This is a genomic window from Cedecea sp. (assembly GCF_036500665.1).
Lineage (GTDB): Bacteria > Pseudomonadota > Gammaproteobacteria > Enterobacterales > Enterobacteriaceae > Cedecea.
Genome location: NZ_DASYBS010000014.1, coordinates 36635 through 57880, shown reverse-complemented (window position 1 = coordinate 57880; position 21246 = coordinate 36635). Strand labels below are relative to the sequence as shown.

Sequence of the window (21246 nt, the reverse complement as noted above, 5' to 3'; positions counted from 1 at the left end):
AAAACAGATACTCCCCGAAGCCGGGCCTCGGGGAGCCAGAAGATTAAACTTAGCGAAGCGGGTGATGAACCGCGCTAAAGCCCAGTTTTTGCAGCATGGCTGCCGCATCGGCATCATCGCACTGCACATAGAGCGATGACCACTCGCGGCGTTCGAGGTAGTTTTTACGCAGCTTGTCGAATTCGCCAGGCTGACCGGCTACCTTACGCAGTGGGGCATCGTCGCGGCGCACATCATACACCAGATGCACCAGTCTTTTGAGCGTCGGTTGATCGAGCGGACCGGCCAGAGTGATACGGCCAAACTCCGGCGCGGGCAGCAGTGAATCCAGCGCGACCTGTTGCGACTGACCGATGAAATCGCTAAAGGCTTCAAAGACCTGCGTCGTACCCCGAGCCTTGCCCTCAAGCGTGTAGCCCGCAATGTGTGAGGTGCCGATGTCCACCTTGCTCAGCAGCTCAACGTTGAGATCCGGCTCCGGCTCCCAGACGTCCAGCACAACGCTGAGATTCTGCCCTGCTTTTAAGCATTTCAGCAACGCGTTGTTGTCCACAACCGGGCCACGACAGGCATTAATCAGAATAGCGCCAGGCTTCAGGCGGCTAATCAGCGCCTCGTCCGCCAGATGCAGCGTTTTGTACTCACCGGATTTAAACAGCGGCGTATGGAAAGTGATGATGTCAGCTTCCTGCACCAGCGTTTCCAGCGAAATGAAATCGCCTTCGTCACCACGATCGGCACGCGGCGGATCGCACAGTAAAGTACGTACGCCCCAGGCTTCCAGGCGAGCCTGCAGACGAGAGCCTACGTTACCAACGCCAACGATGCCCACGGTGCGGTCTTTCAGTTCAAAACCATCGCGTTCGGCCAACATCAATAAGGAGGAGAACACATACTCAACAACGGCAATCGCGTTACAGCCAGGTGCGGCGGAGAATGCCACCCCGGCGCTTTGTAAATACGCTTCATCAACGTGATCGGTCCCGGCCGTTGCGGTACCAACAAATTTGATCCCTTTTCCTTCCAGCAGCCCGGCGTTCACTTTCGTGACCGAACGCACCATTAATGCGTCAGCATCCGTTAACGCATCGACCGGAATTGGGCGCCCCGGCACGGCGATAACCTCGCCCAAACGGCTAAAAAGATCGCGAGCGTAGGGCATATTTTCATCAACGAGGATTTTCACCTGAGTACCTGTCTGTTAATCGTCGAGATAAGGCCGGATAGTGTGCCATAATCTGACGTCCGGGCATAACGAACTATGCTCGTCATACTTCAAGCTGCAGGCGCGTTGGCTGCACCCGTTCACCCCAGTCACATAGTTAGCTATGCTCCTGGGGACTCACGGTCTTGCCGCCTTACTCGGTAAGCCTCGCCCCTTCGGGGTCAGCGCAATGCGCTGTTCAAAAAGACTTAAAGTCTTTTTGTCCTGCAGCCCGAATTATATAGAGCCTATTTGTTAATGTTTTGTCGTGTTTAAGGCGAGCTTAAGGATTTCACTATAATGCAACCCATTCAGGGCGCTACGCCGCGTCCTCCGGGGGAACCTCCCTCCGCGCCGTCTGCCGCCGGCGAACAACCGCTTTCTACCCAGCAACGTACCGTGCTGGAGCGTTTGATCACCCGGATCATTGCGCTTAGCCAGCAGCAAAGCGCCGAAGTCTGGGCCGGGCTGAAGCACGACCTGGGGATGAAAAACGATGCCCCCCTGCTGTCTCGCCATTTTCCGGCGGCCGAACAGAATCTCAGCCAGCGCCTGACCAGCGCGCAGACCACGCTCGCCACGCGCCAGATAATCCAACAGCTAACCGATTTGCTGCCGCAGGGCAACAACCGCCAGGCAGTGAGCGACTTTATTCGCCAGCAGTTTGGCCAGACGGCGCTTAGCCAGCTCACGCCGGACCAGTTAAAAACCGTGCTAACGCTGCTGCAAAATAACCAGCTAACCATTCCTCAGCCTCAGCAGCGCCCGGCAACCGATCGCCCGCTGCTGCCCGCCGAGCACAATAGCCTGAACCAGCTGGTCACCAAACTGGCCGCGGCAACAGGCGAGTCTGGTAAACAAATCTGGCAGTCTATGCTTGAGCTGTCTGGTGTGAAAACCGGTGAACCGATCCCGGCCAGACACTTTACCCTGCTGACCACCTGGCTACAGGCAAGGCAAACGCTGAACCATCAGCCTGCGCCAACGCTGCACAGCGTTCAGGCCGCACTTAAGCAGCCGCTTGAGCCACAGGAGTGGAAAGAGATGGTGGATTACAGCCAGCAGCGCTTCCAGGCCACGCCGCAGAGCGTCCTGACGGCGGCGCAGGTACAGGACATTCTTAACCAGGTGTTTTTAAAACGTGCAGAACGCCAGCCGGGCGCAACAGAAGTGCGGGATATCCAGCCCATCTACAACCCGATGTTCAGTGCGATTATCGAGCCGATAAAAGCGCTGAGCGCAAGGCCCGGACTGGCGCTGATTGCACTGGTCGTGGTGATGATTTTACTCTGGTTGGTGATATAGCGCTCTCAAGGCTGGCTTTTAGTCAGATTTCCGTTCAACTTTCCCGAGAGATATCTTTCGCTCCGCCGCTATTCCGTTCACCCATAAATCTGTTTTCCCTATAAGTTCCCAGCACGGTGAACGTGTGAGGGGGAAATACGCCATTCCCCCTCACAACCCCCGGCGCCCGGCGAGCTCATCGCCGCTAAAGCGGTAAACCCACCGGTTATCACCCAAACATTCGGGGTCGTTCGCGATTCGTTCCCGACGATCGCTCTCTTTCGCTGCTCCCGGCAGCTCAACCCCGCCTGAGTTGGGTCATAACCGGGGGCGATGAGAGCCGGGGACAAGGGCGTGGCTGTGAGACTTGCAGCGACTGTGACGCTCTGTGTAGCTACGGGTTTGAAGCGAGGCTCGGTTCCGGCTTAAATCGCCTCCGTTTTCTCTCCGACTGGCCAGGGTCCGGACGTCGGGAACGGCCGGAGGCTGAGAGCGTCAGGAACGCGTCTCAGCCGACCCAGGACTGGGAGATAAAACGGAGGTTTGCCGCTTCAGCGGTCGATTTATTTGGCCGGGAGTCCGGGGTCTCGGGGGAATGACGGTGATTCTCCCGAGACGTTCACCGATACAGTGGCTAAATATGAAACAGCGCTGGAAGTGAACGGAATATTAACCAGCCCTGCATAATCGTCGGTATTGGCGTCTAAGAAACAGCCCCGTATGGAGAAGAAGGCAATCAATACCCCGCGGTTAAATCATCCACTGAACGCGGATCGGACGCGCCATACAGCTTCCCATCGGGCGCAATCATAATGCTCTGCGTGCTGCCCATCGCGGCCTTCACCTCGACGTTCTGCCCCTTCTCTTTCAGCAGCCTCAGCGTATCCGGGCTAAAGCCCTTCTCCACCCGCAGCTCGTCCGGCAGCCACTGGTGATGGAAGCGAGGCGCGTTGGTCGCTTCCGCCACGTTCATGCCAAAATCGATGCTGTTAACCACCATTTGCAGCACGGTGGTGATGATGCGGCTCCCGCCCGGACTGCCGGTCACCAGCCAGGTTTTCCCGTCTTTTACGACGATGGTTGGTGACATAGAAGAGAGCGGACGCTTATGCGGCCCTACTGCGTTAGCTTCTCCCCCCACCAGCCCGTAAACGTTCGGCACGCCCGGTTTGGCGGAGAAATCATCCATCTGGTTGTTCATCAGGATGCCGGTGTTACCGGCGACAATCCCGGTGCCGAAGGTGGTATTCAGCGTATAAGTCACCGCCACCGCATTGCCGTCTTTATCCACAACCGAGAAATGCGTGGTCTGGTTGCTCTCATACGGGGCCAGGTTGCCCGGCTTGATTTCGCTCGACGGGCGAGCCTTGTTGATATCAATTTTCCCGGCCAGCGATTTTGCATAGGCCTTGCTGGTCAGCGCCTGCCACGGCACCTTCACGAAATCCGGGTCACCGAGATATTCCGAGCGATCCGCGTAGGCATATTTTTCCGCTTCGGCCATGATTTGCAGCGTGTCCGCGCTGCCAAAGCCGTATTTCGCCAGATCGAAGTTTTCGAGGATATTGAGGATCTGCACGATGTGGATCCCGCCGGAGGACGGAGGAGGCATGGAATACACTTCATAGCCACGGTATTCGCCGCTGACGGGCTTACGCTCAATCGCCTTGTAGTTGGCTAAATCCGCCTTGCTTATCAGCCCACCGTTCTTTGCCATCTCTTCGGTAATCTGGTCGGCAATCGCCCCTTTATAGAAGGCATCAGGCCCCTGCTCGGCAATCATCTCGAGGCTTTTCGCGAGATTGGCCTGCACCAGCTTGTCGCCTTTCTGCAGCGGCTCTCCGTCCGCTTTCCAGAAAATAGCCTTGCTGTTGGCGTGATTCGGGATCACTTCCGCGCCGTACTGTTTAAGGTCATCTGCCAGCGCATCGTTAACAATGATGCCGTCCCGCGCCAGCGTAATCGCGGGCTGCACCACTTTGTTTAGCGGCATGGTGCCGTATTTTTCCAGCGCCAGGCTAAACCCGGCCACCGTGCCTGGGGTACCGGAGGCGAGGTGCGACGTCAGCGACTTCTTGCTGTCGGCATTGCCTTTATCGTCGAGGAACATATCCCGACTGGCCTTTTCCGGTGCCATTTCACGGAAGTCGATAGCGGTCGTTTTGCCGTCTTTGGTGCGCAGCATCATAAAACCGCCGCCGCCGATGTTGCCCGCCTGCGGGTGCGTGACCGCAAGGGCATAACCTACGGCGACCGCAGCATCCACCGCGTTACCGCCCTGCTTTAAAATATCGACGCCAACCTGAGTCGCCGCCGCATCCACCGAAGCTACCATGCCGTGCTCAGCGCGCACCGGATGGTAAACATCCATTTCCACGCCATAAGAGACCGGCGGAGGAGCGGCAATCACCGTCAAGCACAGCCCGATTGTCAGGGCCGGAATGGCAACCCAGCGCAAAATTTTCAACTGCTTTATCATCGTTATATCCTCATTTACCCGGGGAAAGTCCCCGCTTAATCCTGGTTCACAAATCCGAAATAATCATCGTGATGAAGGAAACCGAGTAAACTTAGAGGAACCCCTGATGGGAGGAGATAACGATGAAAAAGGTATGGCTTCTGGCAGCCTTGCTGCCGCTAACCGCGCTCGCACAGCCGCTCAACACCACCAACAACCCTAACCAGCCGGGCTATCAGAACCCGAGCCAGCAGCGGATGCTGACGCAGATGCAAACGCAGCAATCCCAGCAGCAGGGGATGTTAAAACAGCAGATACAAACGCAGAGCAAGCTACAGCAACAGCAGCTTCAGACGCAGTTGAACAACAATCAGCAGCGCGTCCTGCAGTCGCAGCCAGGCATAAGCCAGCAGCCGTTGCCGAACACCAATGGTGGGATGCTAAAAGGAAATAACGGCGGCATGCTGAAGCAAAGTGGTTCAACGCTGCCGCCGCCGGTCACGCCGTAAGGCGTTATGCGGAGAAGTTCGGACCTATCTCGTCGATGCGATCGGTACAGATAGCATCGACGCCCCACTGTAGCAGCACGGCCGCGCGGTGGGGAACGTTCACGGTATACACCAGAATGTACAACCCGGCGGCTTTCAGCGCCTTCACCCGAGCCTCATCCAGCAGCTGATGGTTCAGGTGAATAGACACGCACTGTAAGCGGGTGGTCAGTTCCTGCCAGTCATCACGCCATTCATCCAGCAGCAGGCCACGAGGCAGTTCAGGTGCAGCAAGCTGGGCGGCTTCCAGGGCTTCAATCTCGAAAGAAGAAAGCAGCGGTGCCGTTTGCCCGGCCCACAGTTCCCGAGCCGCCAGAGCGACCACTTTCCCGGTTTCTGTTTCCAGCCCGGTGGTTGGTTTAATCTCGATATTTGCCATCATGCCGTGCTGCTTACAACGCTCAGCCACCTGAGAAAGCAGCGGCAGCGGCTCGCCGGCAAATTCGCGGCTAAACCAGCTTCCGGCGTCGACTTTCAGCAGTTTGTCCCAGGCCAGCTCGCCGGCAATTCCCCAGCCGTTGCTGGTGCGTTCGAGCGTGTCGTCGTGCAGCAGGAAGATTTGCCCGTCACGCGAAAGCTTAGCGTCAAACTCGATCATCGTGTGGCCGTAACGTGCCCCGACGTCGATTGCCGCGAGGGTATTTTCCGGTGCCAGCTTACCGCCGCCACGATGGGCGACGATTTTTGGATAAGGCCAGTTGCTCATAAACGTTGTCCGTTTTTGCCATCAAAGAAGTGCAGATGTTCTTCCGGCAGATGAACCCAAAGCGTCGTCCCCGGCTGCGGACGTTCCTGATGCCCAAGGCGGATCACCACCTTTTGACCACCCCAGCGACCGTGTACCAGGTTATCCGCACCCAGCATTTCAAGGGTTTCCACGACGATCGGTATGCCACCGGCTTCCTGAGAGCTTATCGCAATATGTTCCGGGCGGATACCCAGCGTCATCGGGCGGCCAACCCACTGCAGGCGCTGGCTACCCATCGGCAGCGCATCGCCGCCGTTCAGCTCAAAGCGTGAACCGTCAATGCTGATGTTTCCATCCAGCAGGTTCATCGCCGGTGAGCCAATAAAGCTTGCCACAAAGCGGCTGGCCGGGCGCTCGTAAACTTCAACCGGCGTGCCAATCTGCTCCGCTACGCCTTTGTTCATGACCATCACACGCTGGGCGAGGGTCATCGCTTCCACCTGGTCGTGCGTCACGTACAAACTGGTGGTTTTCAGGCGGCGGTGAAGCTGTTGAAGTTCAAGGCGCATCTGCACACGCAGTTTGGCATCAAGGTTGGACAGCGGTTCGTCGAACAGGAATACCGCCGGGTCACGCACGATGGCGCGCCCCATGGCGACACGCTGACGCTGGCCGCCGGAAAGCTCGCGCGGACGGCGGGTCAACAGCGCATCCAGTTCCAGAATACGGGCAGCTTCCAGCACCTTCAGACGGATCTGTTCTTTGCCCAGGCCACGGATTTTCAGGCCCCAGGCCATGTTCTCTTCTACCGTCATGTGCGGATAGAGGGCGTAGTTCTGGAACACCATCGCGATACCGCGCTCTTTGGGTTCCATGTCGGTGACGCGCTGGCTGTCAATCCAGATATCGCCGCTGGTCACCTGCTCCAGCCCGGCCACCATACGCAGCAGCGTAGATTTACCGCAGCCGGAAGGCCCGACCATCACGATGAACTCGCCGTCCGCAACGTCAACCGTCAGCGGCTGAATGACCTGGGTTTTACCGTCCCAGCTCTTGGTTACTGCCTGTAATTTTAAACCAGCCATGAAAGATTCCTACTTCTCACTGTCCACTAAGCCACGCACGAAGGCGCGCTGCATAACTAAAACGATAACAACCGGTGGGACAAGCGTCAGCAGCATCGCTGCCATGACCTGGTTCCACTGCGTGACGCCATCACCGCTGGCAATCATGCCCTTGATCCCCGCCACGGCGGTGCCGAGGTCAGCATCGGTGATAATCAGCAGCGGCCAGAGATACTGGTTCCAGCCGTAGATAAAGGTGATCACGAACAGCGCCGCCAGGTTGGTTTTGGACAGCGGCAGCACGATGTCGAAGAAAAAGCGCATCGGCGAGGCGCCGTCGATGCGGGCCGCTTCCATCAGCTCGTCTGGCAGCGTCATGAAAAACTGGCGAAACAGGAACGTGGCCGTGGCCGACGCCATCAGCGGCAGCGTCAGGCCGGTGTAGCTGTCGAGCATTTTCAGGTTAGAGATAACCTCAACCGTCGGAAAAATACGCACTTCGACCGGCAGCATCAGGGTGATAAAGATCATCCAGAAGAATAGGTTACGCAGCGGGAAGCGGAACCAGACGATGGCGAACGCCGACAGCATCGACACGGCGATTTTACCGATGGTGATCACCAGCGCCATCACCGTGCTGTTAAACAGCATGCGGCTGAACGGCGCGCTGTTGACCGCCACGCCGTGGGTCCAGATGTCGCTAATGTTTTCCCACAGATGGGAGCCAGGGATAAGCGTCATCGGCGTGTCGAATACCGCTTTGTTATCCAGCGTCGCGGCAACAAACGCCACGTACAGCGGGAACAGAATGACGATGATGCCCAGAATCAGCATGGTGTGGCTGAAGATAGTCAGCCCGCGACGGTTCTCAATCATTGGTAGCGCACCTTACGTTCAACGAAGCGGAACTGAACCACCGTCAGGACGATCACCAGCAGCATCAGCACCACCGATTGTGCCGCCGAGGAAGAGAGATCCAGCCCGGCAAACCCTTCGCGATAAATCTTGTAGATAAGCGTGGTGGTTGCCTGCACCGGGCCACCGCCGGTTGCCGCGTCAATCACCGGGAAGGTGTCGAAGAAGGCATACACCAGGTTCACCACCAGCAGGAAGAAGCTCACCGGGGCGATAAGCGGCAGCGAAATAAAGAAGAAGCGGCGCACGGGGCCAGCTCCATCAATCGCTGCGGCTTCCACCAGTGAGCGTGGGATCGACTGCAGGGCGGCGAAGAAGAACAGGAAGTTGTAGCTGATCTGCTTCCACACGGAGGCGAACACCACCAGGAACATTGCCTGGCCGCTGTTTTGCGCGTGGTTCCAGTTATAGCCAAACTCTTCCAGCACGTGGGTAATCAGCCCGCGCCCTGGGTTGAACAGGAAGATCCACAGCACCGCGGCAATGGCGGGCGCGACGGCGTAGGGCAGCAGCATCAGCGTCTGATAGAGACGGCTGCCGCGCACCACATAATCCACCAGAGCGGCAAAGAACAGCGAAACCAGCAGGCCGCTGCCCGCCACCAGGCCACTGAAGATCATGGTGGTGTAGAAAGAGTCCAGATAGTAGCTATCGTGGAACAGCTGCACGAAATTATCCAGGCCAACAAAGTGGCTGGACAGACCAAACGGGTCAAGGTTTTGCAGCGAGTACCAGAGGGCTTCGCCCGCCGGCCAGATAAAGAAAATGACGGTGATGATCAGCTGCGGCAGGACCAGCGCATAGGGTAGCCAACTTGAACGGAACACCGGGCGAGATGATGACATAGGGTTACTCGATTAATGTTATTACAGGCGGTGCTTTGCCCCTCAGCACAACGCTCTCCTTTGACAAAGAGCGCCGTACTCTGTTCTCTCCCTTTCGGGAGAGAACAAGGGTAGAACTTAAGACTTGGTAGACTGCTCGAAGCGACGCAGCAGCTGGTTACCACGCTCAACGGAAGCGTCCAGCGCCTGCTGAGGCGTTTTCTTACCGGTCCAGACAGACTCCAGCTCTTCGTCAACCACGGTACGGATCTGAGGCATGTTGCCCAGACGCAGGCCTTTGGTGAACGGCAACGGTGGCTTGTTCAGCATCTGGCGAGTGGCGGTATCCGCACCCGGGTTCTTGTCGTAGAAGCCTTCTTTACGAGTCAGGTCGTAAGCGGCGGTGGTGATCGGCAGGTAGCCGGTTTTCTGGTGCCATTCAGCGGCGATTTCTGGCTTAGCCAGGAACTGCATGAACTCGGCCACGCCGGTATAGGTAGGCTTGTCTTTGCCCTGCATCACCCACAGGCTTGCACCGCCGATGATGGCGTTCTGTGGAGCGCCTTTCACGTCTGCGTCGTAAGGCATCATGCCTACGCCGTAGTTGAATTTCGCGTACTGACGGATGTCAGCCAGGGAGCCGGAAGACGCGGTAGTGATCGCGCAGTCGCCGTTGTAGAACTTCTCGGTGGACTCGTCTTTACGCCCGTAATAGGTGAAGTCGCCTTTCTTGTTCATCGCTTCCAGCAGGGCAATGTGTTTCACCTGCTCAGGTTTGTTGAACTCCAGAACTGCGTCAGTGCCGTCAAAGCCGTTGTTTTTGGTCGCAAACGGCAGGCCGTGCCAGGCGCTGAAGTTCTCCAGCTGGATCCAACCCTGCCAGCCGCTGGCGTAGCCGCACTTCATGCCCGCTGCGCGCAGTTTGGCGCTGTAGTCGGCCACATCCTGCCAGGTTTTAGGCGGCTGATCCGGGTTCAGGCCAGCTTTCTTGAAAGCGTCTTTGTTGTAGTACAGCACCGGAGTGGAGCTGTTGAAAGGCTGGGACAGCAGGTGGCCCGTTTTGGAATCGGTGTAGTAACCGGCAACGGTCGGCACAAACTGAGACTCGTCGAAGCTGATACCCGCATCTTTGAACACTTCGTAGACCGGCTTGATAGCTTTAGAAGCCATCATGGTCGCGGTGCCGACTTCATACACCTGCAGGATGGCCGGGGCGTTACCGGAACGGTATGCCGCGATGCCCGCCGCCAGGCTCTGTTCGTAGTTGCCTTTATAAACCGGCACAATTTTGTAATCAGGGTGCGTTTCGTTGAAACGGTTTGCCAGAGAATCCACTTCTTTACCCAGTTCCCCGTCCATTGAATGCCAGAAAGGAATCGTGGTAACGGCCATCGCCTGGGAGGCAAATGCCAGACCAAGCGTCAGCGCTAAAGCTGTGTGTCGTAACGATGTCATTCGGTTATCTCTCTTGTTGTGCCGGATGCGCGAAATCACGCGTTTTATGCTCGCGAGGTAACATGACACGCTCGAATGACAGAAAAATAACGGCTGGATGACAGAATAGTTACAGCGGAGTGAATGAAATGTTTCGTCGTCGACGGGAGATATATTTTCTTTCTGCCTGCAGGGGGCTACTTCTTATACACATTTTCCTTCCAACATCTTCCGGGGGAGATCTGTCGCTCCGCAGTTATTCCGTTCACCCATAGATCGGTTTTTCCTGCACGTTCCCGGCACGGTGAACGTGCCAGGGAGATTACGCCATCTCCCTGGCAACCCTGGCGCCCGGCGAGCTCATCGCCGCTGAAGCGGTAAACCCACCGGCTATCACCCTAACATTCGGGGTCGTTCGCGATTCGTTCCCGACGATCGCTCTCTTTCGCTGTTCCCGACAGCTCAACCCCGCCTGAGTTGGGTCATCACCGGGGACGATGAGAGCCGGGAACAAAGGCGTCGCTGTAGGGCTTGTAGCAACTTTAACGTTCAGCGTGGCGATAAGCATGAAGCGAGGCTCGGTTCCGGCTTAAATCGCCTCCGTTTTCTCTCCGACTGGCCAGGGTCCGGCCGTCGGGAACGGCCGGAGGCTGAGAGCGTCGGGAGCGCATCTCAGCCGACCCAGGACTGGGAGATAAAACGGAGGTTTACCGCTTGCGGCGATTTATTTGGCCGGGAGTCCGGGGTCTCGGGGGAATGACGGTGATTTCCCCGAGTCGTTCACCGTTACGGTGGCTGCATGTAAAGCTGCAATTGAAGTGAACGGAACATTAGCCGAACTTTCATAGAACATATTGTAGCTAAGGAACAGCCCACAGGGAGAGGGTGCAAACAAAACGGGGTTGCCTGATGCCCTCACCCCGCCCCTCTCCCACAGGGAGAGGGTGCAAACAAAAAAACGGCAACCGAGGTTGCCGTTTCGCTTTTATTAGCCGCCCAGATAAGCGCTTCTTACTGCCTCATTCGCCAGCAGCGCATCGCCGGTATCTTCCAGCACCACGTGACCGTTTTCCAGCACGTAGCCCCGATCGGCCAGCTTCAGCGCCTGGTTTGCGTTCTGCTCGACGAGGAAGATGGTCATCCCTTCGCTGCGCAGCTGCTCGATGGTGTCGAAGATTTGCTGGATGATGATCGGCGCTAACCCCAGCGACGGTTCATCTAACAGTAACAGACGCGGTTGGCTCATGAGCGCCCGGCCAATCGCCAGCATCTGCTGCTCACCACCAGACATGGTGCCCGCCCGCTGAATACGGCGCTCGTACAGGCGCGGGAACAGATCGTAGACGCGCTTAATGCGGTCCTGGAACTGGTCGCGCTCGGCAAAAAAGCCGCCCATCGCCAGGTTCTCTTCTACCGTCATGCGGGAGAAAACGCGGCGCCCTTCCGGCACAATCGCTACGGCCTCACGCATGATGCGCGCGGTATGCCAGTCTGTAATATCCTTGCCATCAAACACAATGCGACCGCTAGTGGCGCGAGGGTCACCGCAAAGCGTCCCGAGCAGCGTGGTTTTCCCCGCGCCGTTAGCGCCGATGAGCGTAACAATTTCGCCTTGTTTGATATGCAGACTGACGTCGTGCAGCGCCTGGATTTTCCCGTAGTGGGCGCTCACCTTGTCAAACGACAGCATTACATTTTCCATCTTAAGCCTCACCCAGATAGGCGCGAATGACGTCAGGGTTGTTGCGGATTTGCTCCGGCGTGCCGTTGGCTAACGGCGTTCCCTGGTTCACCACGTAGATACGGTCAGAAATCCCCATGACCAGCTTCATGTCATGCTCAATCAGCAACACCGTGGTGTTGTGGTGATTACGCAGCTCCATGATCAGCTCATCCAGCTCATGGGTTTCTTTCGGGTTAAGGCCGGCGGCAGGTTCGTCCAGCATCAGGATCTCCGGCTGGGTCACCATGCAGCGAGCAATCTCAAGGCGGCGCTGGTCGCCATAGGCAAGGTTACTCGCCTGGCGGTTAGCGTGCTCCAGCAGTCCGATACGCTCAAGCCAGGTTGCCGCTCTGTCCAGCGCTTCGCTCTGGGCGCGGCGGAAGCCAGGGGTTTTCAGCAGTCCGGAGAAAATACCGGTTTTCAGCTGCTGATGCTGGGCCACCAGCAGGTTCTCAATCACCGTCATCTCGCGGAACAGGCGCACGTGCTGAAAAGTACGCACCACACCCATACACGCAATCTGCTGGCCGGGTAAGCCTTCCAGATGCTGGTCACGCAGCATAATGGTGCCGCCGGTCGGCTTATAGAAGCCGGTCAGGCAGTTAAACACCGTGGTTTTACCGGCCCCGTTCGGGCCGATAAGCGAAACAATTTCCTGGGGATGCAGCTCGAGCGAGACATTGTTGACAGCCAGCAGGCCGCCGAAACGCATCATCAGACCGCTTACGGATAACAATGGCTGACTCATGCCTGCTCTCCTTTCACGACTTGTTCTTTCTTCAACTTCAGGTGCGGGCGCGTCATCGGCAGCAGGCCCTGCGGACGCCAAATCATCATCAGCACCATCAGGCCGCCGAGCACCAGCATGCTGTACTCGTTCAGGTCACGCATCAGCTCGCGGGAAACCACCAGCAGGATGGCGGCAAGAATAACCGCAAACTGCGAGCCCATCCCGCCCAGCACCACAATCGCCAGCACAAACGCCGACTCGGCGAAGGTGAACGATTCCGGGCTGACAAAGCCCTGGCGCGCGGCAAACAGCGTCCCGGCAAAGCCCGCAAACGCGGCGCTGATGGTGAACGCGGTCAGCTTAATGCGGGTTGGGTTCAGGCCCAGCGAGCGGCAGGCGATTTCATCTTCGCGCAGCGCTTCCCAGGCACGACCCAGCGGCATACGCAGCAGGCGGTTAATCACAAACAGCGACAGCACCACCAGCAGCAATGCGACCAGATAAAGGAAGATAACCCTGTCGCTCGGGTCATAGGCCACGTTGAAGAAGTTGCTGAAAGTATCCCACCCGCCTTCACGCGCCGTGCGGCTAAATTCAAGGCCGAAGAAAGTCGGTTTTGGGATCTGGCTTATGCCGTTAGGGCCACCGGTAATCTCGGTATTGTTCAGCAGCAGGATACGGACAATTTCGCCGAAGCCCAGCGTCACGATCGCAAGATAGTCACCGCGCAGGCGCAATACCGGGAAGCCAAGCAGGAAGCCCGCAGCGGCAGCGACCAGGCCCGCCAGCGGCAGGCAGGTCCAGAAGCCCAGGCCGTAATAGTGGTTCAGCAGCGCAAAGGTGTAGGCGCCGATGGCGTAGAAACCGCCGTAGCCCAGCACCAGCAGGCCGGACAGCCCCACCACCACGTTCAGCCCCAGGCCGAGGATGATGTAAATCATGGTTAACGTAGCAATGTCTACGGTGTCGCGTGAAACCAGGAATGGCCAGGCAACAGCCGCAACCAGCAGCGCCACCAGGAACAGTTTCTGCTTAACCGTTGAGCCATCCAGCGCCGGCAGCACAAACTTCGGCCCGGACACTTTCTTCATGCCCTTCTGGAAAAGCGGGCGCAGCAGCTGGAACACCAACACCGCCGCCGTGCCGATAAACACCCATTCCCAGCGCACGGAAGGCGCGCTGTTAACCACCAGTTTGGTGCCGTCCAGGCTCAGCTGAACGCCCATAAATACCGATGCTAAAACGAAGAACATAGCCGCGGAGAGCAGCGAAAAGACAACATGCATCGGTTTCATACTTTCTCAACCTCCGGACGCCCCAGGATCCCGGTAGGCATCACCAGCAGCACCACAATCAGCAGCGCGAAGGAGACGACGTCTTTATATTCCGTGCTCAGATAGGCAGAGGTCAGCGCTTCAGCCACGCCGAGGATCAGGCCGCCAATCATCGCGCCAGGAATACTGCCGATACCGCCAAGTACCGCCGCAGTAAAGGCTTTCATGCCCGCCATAAAGCCGATGTACGGGTTGATAACACCGTAGAACTGGCCAAGCAGCACGCCAGCCACCGCCGCCATCACCGCACCAATGACAAAGGTCAGAGAGATTACGCGGTCGGTGTTAATACCGAGCAGGCTGGCCATTTTCAGGTCTTCAGCACAGGCGCGGCAGGCGCGGCCCATACGGGAATAACGAATGAACAGCGTCAGCGCCAGCATAGCGAGGAAAGTCACCACCCAGATAACCAGCTGCATGGTGGTAATGGTGGCAGTGAAATTCTCGCTTGCCCCCACAATCCACTGGCCGTTAAACAGGCTTGGCAGCGCGATGTCGCGCGAGCCTTCCGTCAGGCTGACGTAGTTTTGCAGGAAGATGGACATCCCGATGGCGGAAATCAGCGCAATCAGGCGCTTGGAGTTGCGCACTGGCTTATAGGCTACGCGTTCAATGCTCCATCCATAGGCGCTGGCGATGATAATCGCACCGATAAAGCCTGCGCCCACCAGCATCCAGCCCACATCAATTCCGAGCATCATTAGCGCGGCGATGATCATGAAAGAGACGTAGCTGCCGATCATATACACTTCACCGTGGGCGAAGTTGATCATGCCAATAATGCCGTACACCATCGTATAGCCGATGGCGATCAGCGCATAGGTACTGCCCAGCGTGACGCCGTTAAACATCTGCTGAAGGAAGTAGAGAAACTGCTCGGACATAACTTAACCTTTCCAAACCCGCACGGGCGGGATATTGAATCCACTCTAAATAATTCGAGTCGCAGGAAGGCGGCAAGCTTGCTCATCCTCAGGAGCATACATAAGTATGTGACTGAGGTGAGCAAGCGCAGCCAACACACCTGCGGCTCGAAGTATGACGAGTGGTTGCCTTATTTGGCGACGGTGGACGACCCATCGGCGTGCCACTGGAAGACACCAAATTCAAATCCTTTCAGATCGCCTTTCTCATCCCAGTTCAGCGGCCCAATTACGGTGTTCGCACCGTGTGCTTTTAAATCTTTCACCAGCGCAGCAGGATCTTTGCTGCCGCTGCGATCCATAGCGGTCGCCAGAGACTGTACCGCCGCGTAGGTGATCCACACGTACGGGCCGCTCGGGTCTTTCTTCGCCGCTTTCAGTTCATCAACGATAGCTTTGTTGCCAGGCTCCTGGTCGTAGCGCTTAGGCATGGTGACCAGCATCCCTTCACCCGCCGGGCCCGCGATATTGGACAGTGAAGCGTTACCCACGCCTTCTGGCCCCATAAACTGGGTTTTCAGGCCAACGGCACGTGCCTGGCGCAGGATCTGCCCCATTTCGGGGTAGTAGCCGCCGTAATAAACGAAGTCGATGTTTTCTTTCTGCAGGCGCGCGACCAGGGTGGAGAAGTCTTTGTCCCCGGCGGTGATCCCGTCGAAGAACACGATGTTAGCGCCGCCTTTTTTCAGGCCGTCCTGCACGGAACGCGCCAGGCCTTCGCCGTACTGCTGCTTATCGTGGATGATAGCGATGCGCTGCGGCTTAACGTGCTCCAGAATATATTTGGACGCCGTTGGGCCCTGGGAGGAGTCGAGGCCAGCGGTACGCATGATCATGCCGTAGCCGCGCTGGGTCAGCTCAGGGTTGGTCGCACCCGGGGTTATCATCAGGATGCCTTCATCTTCATAGATGTCGGAAGCCGGCTGGGTGGAAGAAGAGCAAAGGTGACCGATAACGTACTTCACGCCATCGTTAACGATTTTGTTGGCAACCGCTACGGCTTGTTTAGGATCGCACGCGTCGTCATATTCAACGCCGACCAGCTTATCGCCTTTGATCCCGCCTTTGGCGTTGATGTCTTTGATAGCCTGGCGCGCACCGTTAAATTCCATGTCGCCCCACTGCGCTACCGGGCCTGACATTGCCCCGACAACAGCCACTTTAATGTCTCCAGCGGTTGCCGCGTGAGACACAGCCAACGCCACCAGCCCGGCCAGTAATGTCTTCGCGTTCATCTTCATTCGTTCCATCCCCATAACGTGGTTAAAAAGCACGCAGTACTTTTTATAATCAATGACCATTTTTATCAGTGCCTTGAAGGAGTTAGCGGTAAAATTTACAATTTATCAGGCTAAACTCCCTATTTTTCAGGCGATTAAGTAGAGATAATATTCTGTATTTCGCCATAGTTAAACAAAAAAAAGCACCAAAATCAGCATAAAATAGTGGTACAAAGAGCCGAACAATTCACTGGATTTTAGTGCTTTATCCTGGTCACGATTCAATCTGCCGCGTTTAAGGCTGGCTTACCTTTGCGACAAAAAGCAATCAACTGCTGAACGGCATAAAAAAGATAAAGCGTCTGAGGCAAATAAATTGGTTACACTCGTGGTTTTCCCGCTTTTTGGTTAGGTCACTTATGAAACTCACCATCATTCGTCTGTTTGAGTTTAGCGCTCAGGATAAAATTGACCTCGGCAAGATCTGGCCGGAATACTCCAGCGGTTCGCTAACGCTTAGCGACAACGAAAGGATCTATGCGGCTAAATTTAACGATCGCCTGCTCGGCGCGGTTCGCGTGACGCTCACAGGCGATGCCGGGGCGCTGGATTCACTGCGAGTGCGCGAAATTACCCGCCGCCGCGGCGTAGGGCAGTATCTGCTGGAAGAGGTGATGCGGGATAACCCAGCGATAACCCACTGGTGGCTGGCGGATGTTGGCGTAGAGGATCATTCCGTGATGACGGCGTTTATGCTGGCTTCCGGGTTCCGCGAGCAGAGCGGCGGTTGGGGGAAATAAACTGCCCTCACCCCGATCCTCTCCCAAAGGGAGAGGGAGTAAACACTAAAACGGCAACCCAGGGTTGCCGTTTGCGGTTTATTTTGCGTCGGTGGCCGTGCCGTTGGCATGCCAGGTAAATACGCCGAACTCAAAGCCTTTCAGGTCGCCCTTCTGATCCCAGGACAGCGGCCCCATCACGGTATCCACGGTCGCCCCTTTCAGGTACTTGGAGATTGCAGCCGGATCTTCGCTCTGGTTCAGGCCAGCAGCCAGCGACTGCAGCGCCGCGTAGGTTGTCCAGACGAACGCGCCGCTTGGATCCTGTTTCTTGGCTTTGATGGCGTCCACAATTGATTTGTTGGCAGGAACCTGATCGTAGTTCTTAGGCTTGGTCACCAGCAGGCCTTCTGCGGAATCCCCGGCAATGTTAGACAGGGAAACGTTCGCCACGCCTTCCGGCCCCATGAACTGGGTTTTCAGGCCAGCGGCGCGGGACTGACGCAGGATCTGCCCCATTTCCGGGTGGTAACCACCGTAGTAAACGAAGTCGATATTTTCTTTCTTCAGGCGAGCAACCAGCGTAGAGAAATCTTTCTCACCGGCGGTGATACCGTCGAAGAAGACCACGTTAGCGCCACCTTTTTTCAGGCCGTCCTGCACGGAACGCGCCAGACCTTCGCCGTACTGCTGCTTATCGTGGATAACGGCAATGCGCTTAGGCTTCACGTGTTCCAGAATGTATTTCGCTGCGGTTGGGCCCTGGTCGGAGTCCAGGCCAGTGGTACGCAGAGTCAGCTTATAGCCACGCGCGGTCAGCTCCGGGGCAGTAGCCGCCGGGGTGATCATCAGAATGCCTTCGTCTTCGTAGATATCAGACGCTGGCTGAGTAGAAGAAGAGCACAGGTGACCGATAACGTACTTGATGCCGTCGTTCACCACTTTGTTGGCAACCGCTACCGCTTGTTTCGGGTCACAGGCATCGTCATATTTCGTGATAACCAGTTTGTCGCCTTTGATCCCGCCTTTAGCGTTAATGTCGGCCACCGCCTGCTCGGCACCGGTGAATTCCTGGTCGCCGTATTGCGCAACCGGCCCAGACATTGCCCCTACTACCGCGACCTTAATATCTTTTGCCATCGCCGCGTGGCTCATTGCCAGTGCAATGCATCCTGCCAGTAAGGCTTTACCCGTCATTTTCATCCTGAGAGTCCCCATTGTTATGGTTATTGAATTTGTTGTGTTGTTGTTTGTTAGCGCATTATTCTGTTTGTAGGTATAAGAAAAGCATATGACAGCTAACTTAAGGGCGACAGCCGGCGCTACGGCAGCACACTATGCTAAACATAGCGCCATTTGCGATAATTTGGAAAGACATATTTGAAGGTTAGATAACGGGAATGTGACAAAAAAATAACCGCGCCGGAATGCCTCCAGGCGCGGGGGAGCAAGCATCAAAATCACCAGCCCGCAGGCAGGTATCCCAGAGCGGAAGCAACCGCATAAACGGCACTGCAGAGGTAAAGCAACACAATGAAAATCTGAATCAGCGGATGGGTCATAAACGGCGGGCAGGTCCAGCCCGGCGTGACATCACCGCTGCGACGAGCGCCTTTAATCATCAGAATCGGCATAATCGACAAAATCACGCCGCTGAACACGCCGGCAAAATAGAGCGCATTCACGAACGACACCAGCCCGCTGTAGGCCAGCACGAAAGGCGGAATCGCCACCACCAGCAGCACCAGGAAACGCTTCAGGGAGAGTTCGTCGCTGCCCAGGCGGAAGCGGTCAAAGATATTGGTCAGGAAGCTGCCGCCCAGCCCCCAGTACGACGTCAGCATGGCGCAGAGCGCGAACAGGTTCGCCGAGAAGAACGCCCACTCTCCCAGCGCTTTCCCCCAGGAAATAGTCGCCACCTCAGAGATATCGTCCAGGCCGTTAAGCATGATGACCGACATTGGTACCAGGGCCAGCAGCGCGAAGGTTACCACCATGCCAACGATAATCGCCTTCGGCAGCTTCTCAGGTTTATCGGCAAACCCTCGCGCCATCTCCGGCACGATGTACTGCGCCGAGAAGCAGAACACCACCACGTTGAACACCGGCACCATGTACAGCCAGTTGCCTTCCAGCAGGTAGCCGACGCTGGTCGTTTCTTTTAGCAAGGTGGCGATAACCAACACCGCGATCATCACCACCATGCCGATACTGATAAATTTCTCCCCGCGCCCGATGGCCTTCAGGCCCATGTACAGCACGCCCGCGGCCGGGATGAAAAACAGCACGCTGCCCAGCGCCGGAGAAATACCAAACAAGGAGTGCAATAGTTTGCCGCTGCCGGTCATATAGGCGGTCAGTGCGCCCACGCTGTTCACGCAAACCGAGAGGAACATCATCAGCGCGCCAAAGCGGCCGACGTAGCGCAGCGACAGCCCGCTAAGCTGCAAATGCTGGCGAGTGCGCAAGGTGGATTCGGCGACGTAAAGCATCGTCACGGTGGTCAGGCTGCCCACCAGCACCAGCCAGAACAGCAGCGGCCAGAAGCCTGCTTTACTCGACGCATAGGCGATGGAAAGCACGCCCGCGCCGATGTTGGTGCCGACGATCATCGACACGCCTTCGACGAAGCTCAGGGATTTACCGGGAACAGCCGTTCGCTCCCCGCGCGCGATGGCGGGAGAGAAGGTGGAGTTTTCAGACATAATATTTTCCGTATTACTCCGGCGGTAACGCCCGCCGGAAAACAGGGGATATCAGGGTGATAAACCACTTCACGCTGGGCAACAAAACCTTCTGTTATGACGGGCTTCCCTGCCGCCGCACTGTACGGGGCTTTAGCCCTTCAGCACCTGGGACAGAATGGCCAGCGCTTTGGTGAACTGAGCATCAGGAATGGTCAGAGGATAAAGGAAGCGGATCACGTTGCCGTAGACGCCGCAGCTCAGCAGCAGCAGCCCTTGTTCCTGAGCCTTCAGTTGGACCTCGCGGGTAAATTCCGGCGAAGGTTTCCCGGTCTGCGGATCGTTAAACTCCACCGCCACCATCGAGCCCTGCCCGCGCACGTCAACAATGGCCGGGCAGCTTTGGCGCGCCTGATTCAGGACTTCTTTCAGGTGTTCACCAAGCTGGGTGGCACGCTTGCACAGCTGCTCTTCTTTGATCACATCCAGCACCGCATGAGCCGCCGCAACCGCCAGCGGGTTACCCGCATAAGTACCGCCCAGGCCACCCGGCGCAGGTGCATCCATCACTTCAGCGCGACCCACAACGCCGGACAGCGGGAAACCACCGGCCAGGCTTTTCGCCATCGTCATCAGGTCGGCCTTAACGTCGTAATACTCCATGGCGAACAGCTTGCCGGTGCGCGCGAAGCCGGTCTGCACTTCATCGGCAATCAGCAGAATGCCGTGGGTGTCGCACAGCTTGCGCAGCGCCTGCATGAATTCAGGTGGCGCAACGTTGAAGCCGCCTTCGCCCTGGATCGGCTCCAGCACGATGGCCGCAACCTGATCGGCGGCGATATCCGCTTTAAAGATACGATCGAGGCTTTTCAGCGCATCTTCAGTGGTGACGCCGTGCGCGGCATTGGGGTAAACCGCGTGGTAAACGGAGCCTGGGAATGGGCCGAAACCGATTTTGTAAGGAGCCACTTTGCCGGTCAGCGCCATGGTCATAAAGGTACGGCCGTGGAAGCCGCCTCCGAAGGTAATCAGGCCAGGACGTTTGGTGTAGGCACGAGCAATTTTTACAGCATTCTCAACGGCTTCTGCACCGGTAGTAAAGAACGCGGTTTTGGCCGGGCCGGCGATGGGCGCCAGATCGTTGATGCGCTCTGCCAGCGAAACGTAGCTTTCATAAGGGACAATCTGGTAGGCGGTATGAGTAAAAGCCTGTAGCTGCTTTTCTACCGCGGCAATCACTTTTGGATGACGATGGCCGGTGTTCAGCACCGCAATCCCGGCGGCAAAATCGATAACCTCGTTGCCTTCCACATCCCACAGGGTGGCGTTCTCAGCCTTCTCTGCAAAGTAGCTACACATCACGCCCACGCCGCGCGGCGTGGCCTGTAAACGACGCTGATTCAGCTCTGCACTTTTCACCTTGGTCTCTCCTGT

At 57.0% G+C, this 21246-nt stretch carries 19 protein-coding genes; 3 read left to right on the top strand and 16 right to left on the bottom strand.

What is annotated here, in order from left to right; all coding sequences use genetic code 11:
* Nucleotides 1–49: 49 nt before the first annotated feature.
* Complete coding sequence (gene pdxB / locus VGM55_RS02130) at nucleotides 50–1186, bottom strand: 4-phosphoerythronate dehydrogenase PdxB (protein ID WP_331634440.1); 1137 nt, start codon at nucleotides 1184–1186, stop codon at nucleotides 50–52.
* A gap of 318 nt (nucleotides 1187–1504) precedes the next feature.
* Between pdxB and flk the strand changes: the two genes are divergently transcribed.
* Nucleotides 1505–2509 (top strand): flagella biosynthesis regulator Flk, encoded by a 1005-nt coding sequence (gene flk / locus VGM55_RS02125; protein ID WP_154188786.1) that lies wholly within the window; start codon nucleotides 1505–1507, stop codon nucleotides 2507–2509.
* A 715-nt stretch (nucleotides 2510–3224) separates the two neighbouring features.
* Here flk and ggt read toward each other — a convergent pair.
* On the bottom strand, nucleotides 3225–4967 hold the full coding sequence (ggt, locus tag VGM55_RS02120; protein ID WP_331634439.1) for a gamma-glutamyltransferase: 1743 nt from the start codon (nucleotides 4965–4967) through the stop codon (nucleotides 3225–3227).
* A gap of 122 nt (nucleotides 4968–5089) precedes the next feature.
* Between ggt and VGM55_RS02115 the strand changes: the two genes are divergently transcribed.
* A complete protein-coding gene (locus VGM55_RS02115) occupies nucleotides 5090–5455 on the top strand; it encodes a DUF2756 family protein (RefSeq protein WP_154187506.1) in 366 nt (121 codons plus the stop codon).
* A gap of 4 nt (nucleotides 5456–5459) precedes the next feature.
* On the opposite strand, the gene ugpQ is transcribed toward VGM55_RS02115, so the two are convergent.
* From ugpQ to livK, 11 genes are all read right to left on the bottom strand, one after another.
* Nucleotides 5460–6200, bottom strand: a complete 741-nt coding sequence (gene ugpQ / locus VGM55_RS02110) for a glycerophosphodiester phosphodiesterase (RefSeq protein ID WP_154187505.1) — start codon at nucleotides 6198–6200, stop codon at nucleotides 5460–5462.
* The gene (locus tag VGM55_RS02105; RefSeq protein ID WP_154187504.1) at nucleotides 6197–7267 is read right to left on the bottom strand and encodes a sn-glycerol-3-phosphate import ATP-binding protein UgpC; all 1071 of its coding nucleotides are present in this window, start codon (nucleotides 7265–7267) and stop codon (nucleotides 6197–6199) included. The genes ugpQ and VGM55_RS02105 overlap by 4 nt, the downstream gene beginning before the upstream one ends.
* Before the next feature lie 9 nt (nucleotides 7268–7276).
* Nucleotides 7277–8122, bottom strand: a complete 846-nt coding sequence (gene ugpE, locus VGM55_RS02100) for a sn-glycerol-3-phosphate ABC transporter permease UgpE (RefSeq protein WP_154187503.1) — start codon at nucleotides 8120–8122, stop codon at nucleotides 7277–7279.
* Nucleotides 8119–9006, bottom strand: coding sequence for a sn-glycerol-3-phosphate ABC transporter permease UgpA (gene ugpA, locus VGM55_RS02095; RefSeq protein WP_154187502.1), 888 nt, complete (start codon nucleotides 9004–9006; stop codon nucleotides 8119–8121). Before ugpA ends, ugpE begins: the two co-directional genes overlap by 4 nt.
* A 117-nt stretch (nucleotides 9007–9123) precedes the next feature.
* On the bottom strand, nucleotides 9124–10440 hold the full coding sequence (gene ugpB, locus VGM55_RS02090; protein WP_038477935.1) for a sn-glycerol-3-phosphate ABC transporter substrate-binding protein UgpB: 1317 nt from the start codon (nucleotides 10438–10440) through the stop codon (nucleotides 9124–9126).
* Nucleotides 10441–10741: 301 nt separating this feature from the next.
* A complete protein-coding gene (locus VGM55_RS02085) occupies nucleotides 10742–10987 on the bottom strand; it encodes a hypothetical protein (protein WP_331634438.1) in 246 nt (81 codons plus the stop codon).
* Nucleotides 10988–11407: 420 nt separating this feature from the next.
* The gene (livF, locus tag VGM55_RS02080; RefSeq protein WP_331634437.1) at nucleotides 11408–12121 is read right to left on the bottom strand and encodes a high-affinity branched-chain amino acid ABC transporter ATP-binding protein LivF; all 714 of its coding nucleotides are present in this window, start codon (nucleotides 12119–12121) and stop codon (nucleotides 11408–11410) included.
* Between the two features lies 1 nt (nucleotide 12122).
* Nucleotides 12123–12890 (bottom strand): high-affinity branched-chain amino acid ABC transporter ATP-binding protein LivG, encoded by a 768-nt coding sequence (gene livG / locus VGM55_RS02075; protein ID WP_154187500.1) that lies wholly within the window; start codon nucleotides 12888–12890, stop codon nucleotides 12123–12125.
* Nucleotides 12887–14167 (bottom strand): high-affinity branched-chain amino acid ABC transporter permease LivM, encoded by a 1281-nt coding sequence (locus VGM55_RS02070; protein WP_331634436.1) that lies wholly within the window; start codon nucleotides 14165–14167, stop codon nucleotides 12887–12889. The genes livG and VGM55_RS02070 overlap by 4 nt, the downstream gene beginning before the upstream one ends.
* Nucleotides 14164–15090, bottom strand: coding sequence for a high-affinity branched-chain amino acid ABC transporter permease LivH (gene livH / locus VGM55_RS02065; protein WP_154187498.1), 927 nt, complete (start codon nucleotides 15088–15090; stop codon nucleotides 14164–14166). Before livH ends, VGM55_RS02070 begins: the two co-directional genes overlap by 4 nt.
* Before the next feature lie 170 nt (nucleotides 15091–15260).
* Entirely contained in the window at nucleotides 15261–16370 is a 1110-nt protein-coding gene (gene livK, locus VGM55_RS02060) for a high-affinity branched-chain amino acid ABC transporter substrate-binding protein LivK (protein ID WP_154187497.1), read from the bottom strand.
* Nucleotides 16371–16768: 398 nt separating this feature from the next.
* Between livK and panM the strand changes: the two genes are divergently transcribed.
* Nucleotides 16769–17149 (top strand): aspartate 1-decarboxylase autocleavage activator PanM, encoded by a 381-nt coding sequence (panM, locus tag VGM55_RS02055; protein WP_331634435.1) that lies wholly within the window; start codon nucleotides 16769–16771, stop codon nucleotides 17147–17149.
* Between the two features lie 78 nt (nucleotides 17150–17227).
* Here the strand turns inward: panM and VGM55_RS02050 are convergent, their stop codons facing one another.
* The 3 genes from VGM55_RS02050 to VGM55_RS02040 all read right to left on the bottom strand — a co-directional run bounded on the left by VGM55_RS02050 (nucleotide 17228) and on the right by VGM55_RS02040 (nucleotide 21231).
* Nucleotides 17228–18331, bottom strand: a complete 1104-nt coding sequence (locus VGM55_RS02050) for a branched-chain amino acid ABC transporter substrate-binding protein (RefSeq protein WP_331634433.1) — start codon at nucleotides 18329–18331, stop codon at nucleotides 17228–17230.
* 257 nt (nucleotides 18332–18588) lie between these two features.
* On the bottom strand, nucleotides 18589–19833 hold the full coding sequence (locus VGM55_RS02045; protein ID WP_154187495.1) for an aromatic amino acid transport family protein: 1245 nt from the start codon (nucleotides 19831–19833) through the stop codon (nucleotides 18589–18591).
* A gap of 132 nt (nucleotides 19834–19965) precedes the next feature.
* Nucleotides 19966–21231, bottom strand: a complete 1266-nt coding sequence (locus VGM55_RS02040; RefSeq protein WP_331634432.1) for a 4-aminobutyrate--2-oxoglutarate transaminase — start codon at nucleotides 21229–21231, stop codon at nucleotides 19966–19968.
* Nucleotides 21232–21246: the final 15 nt, after the last annotated feature.

What these genes read in the sequence shown, in the direction of transcription:
- ugpE (WP_154187503.1), bottom strand. Translation starts at nt 8,122, where the DNA reads ATGATTGAGAACCGTCGCGGGCTGACTATCTTCAGCCACACCATGCTG.
- VGM55_RS02045 (WP_154187495.1), bottom strand. Translation starts at nt 19,833, where the DNA reads ATGTCTGAAAACTCCACCTTCTCTCCCGCCATCGCGCGCGGGGAGCGA.
- VGM55_RS02070 (WP_331634436.1), bottom strand. Translation starts at nt 14,167, where the DNA reads ATGAAACCGATGCATGTTGTCTTTTCGCTGCTCTCCGCGGCTATGTTC.
- livF (WP_331634437.1), bottom strand. Translation starts at nt 12,121, where the DNA reads ATGGAAAATGTAATGCTGTCGTTTGACAAGGTGAGCGCCCACTACGGG.
- VGM55_RS02115 (WP_154187506.1), top strand. Translation starts at nt 5,090, where the DNA reads ATGAAAAAGGTATGGCTTCTGGCAGCCTTGCTGCCGCTAACCGCGCTC.
- livK (WP_154187497.1), bottom strand. Translation starts at nt 16,370, where the DNA reads ATGAAGATGAACGCGAAGACATTACTGGCCGGGCTGGTGGCGTTGGCT.
- VGM55_RS02050 (WP_331634433.1), bottom strand. Translation starts at nt 18,331, where the DNA reads ATGAAAATGACGGGTAAAGCCTTACTGGCAGGATGCATTGCACTGGCA.
- livG (WP_154187500.1), bottom strand. Translation starts at nt 12,890, where the DNA reads ATGAGTCAGCCATTGTTATCCGTAAGCGGTCTGATGATGCGTTTCGGC.
- ggt (WP_331634439.1), bottom strand. Translation starts at nt 4,967, where the DNA reads ATGATAAAGCAGTTGAAAATTTTGCGCTGGGTTGCCATTCCGGCCCTG.
- panM (WP_331634435.1), top strand. Translation starts at nt 16,769, where the DNA reads ATGAAACTCACCATCATTCGTCTGTTTGAGTTTAGCGCTCAGGATAAA.
- livH (WP_154187498.1), bottom strand. Translation starts at nt 15,090, where the DNA reads ATGTCCGAGCAGTTTCTCTACTTCCTTCAGCAGATGTTTAACGGCGTC.
- ugpQ (WP_154187505.1), bottom strand. Translation starts at nt 6,200, where the DNA reads ATGAGCAACTGGCCTTATCCAAAAATCGTCGCCCATCGTGGCGGCGGT.
- VGM55_RS02085 (WP_331634438.1), bottom strand. Translation starts at nt 10,987, where the DNA reads ATGCTTATCGCCACGCTGAACGTTAAAGTTGCTACAAGCCCTACAGCG.
- flk (WP_154188786.1), top strand. Translation starts at nt 1,505, where the DNA reads ATGCAACCCATTCAGGGCGCTACGCCGCGTCCTCCGGGGGAACCTCCC.
- VGM55_RS02105 (WP_154187504.1), bottom strand. Translation starts at nt 7,267, where the DNA reads ATGGCTGGTTTAAAATTACAGGCAGTAACCAAGAGCTGGGACGGTAAA.
- ugpA (WP_154187502.1), bottom strand. Translation starts at nt 9,006, where the DNA reads ATGTCATCATCTCGCCCGGTGTTCCGTTCAAGTTGGCTACCCTATGCG.
- ugpB (WP_038477935.1), bottom strand. Translation starts at nt 10,440, where the DNA reads ATGACATCGTTACGACACACAGCTTTAGCGCTGACGCTTGGTCTGGCA.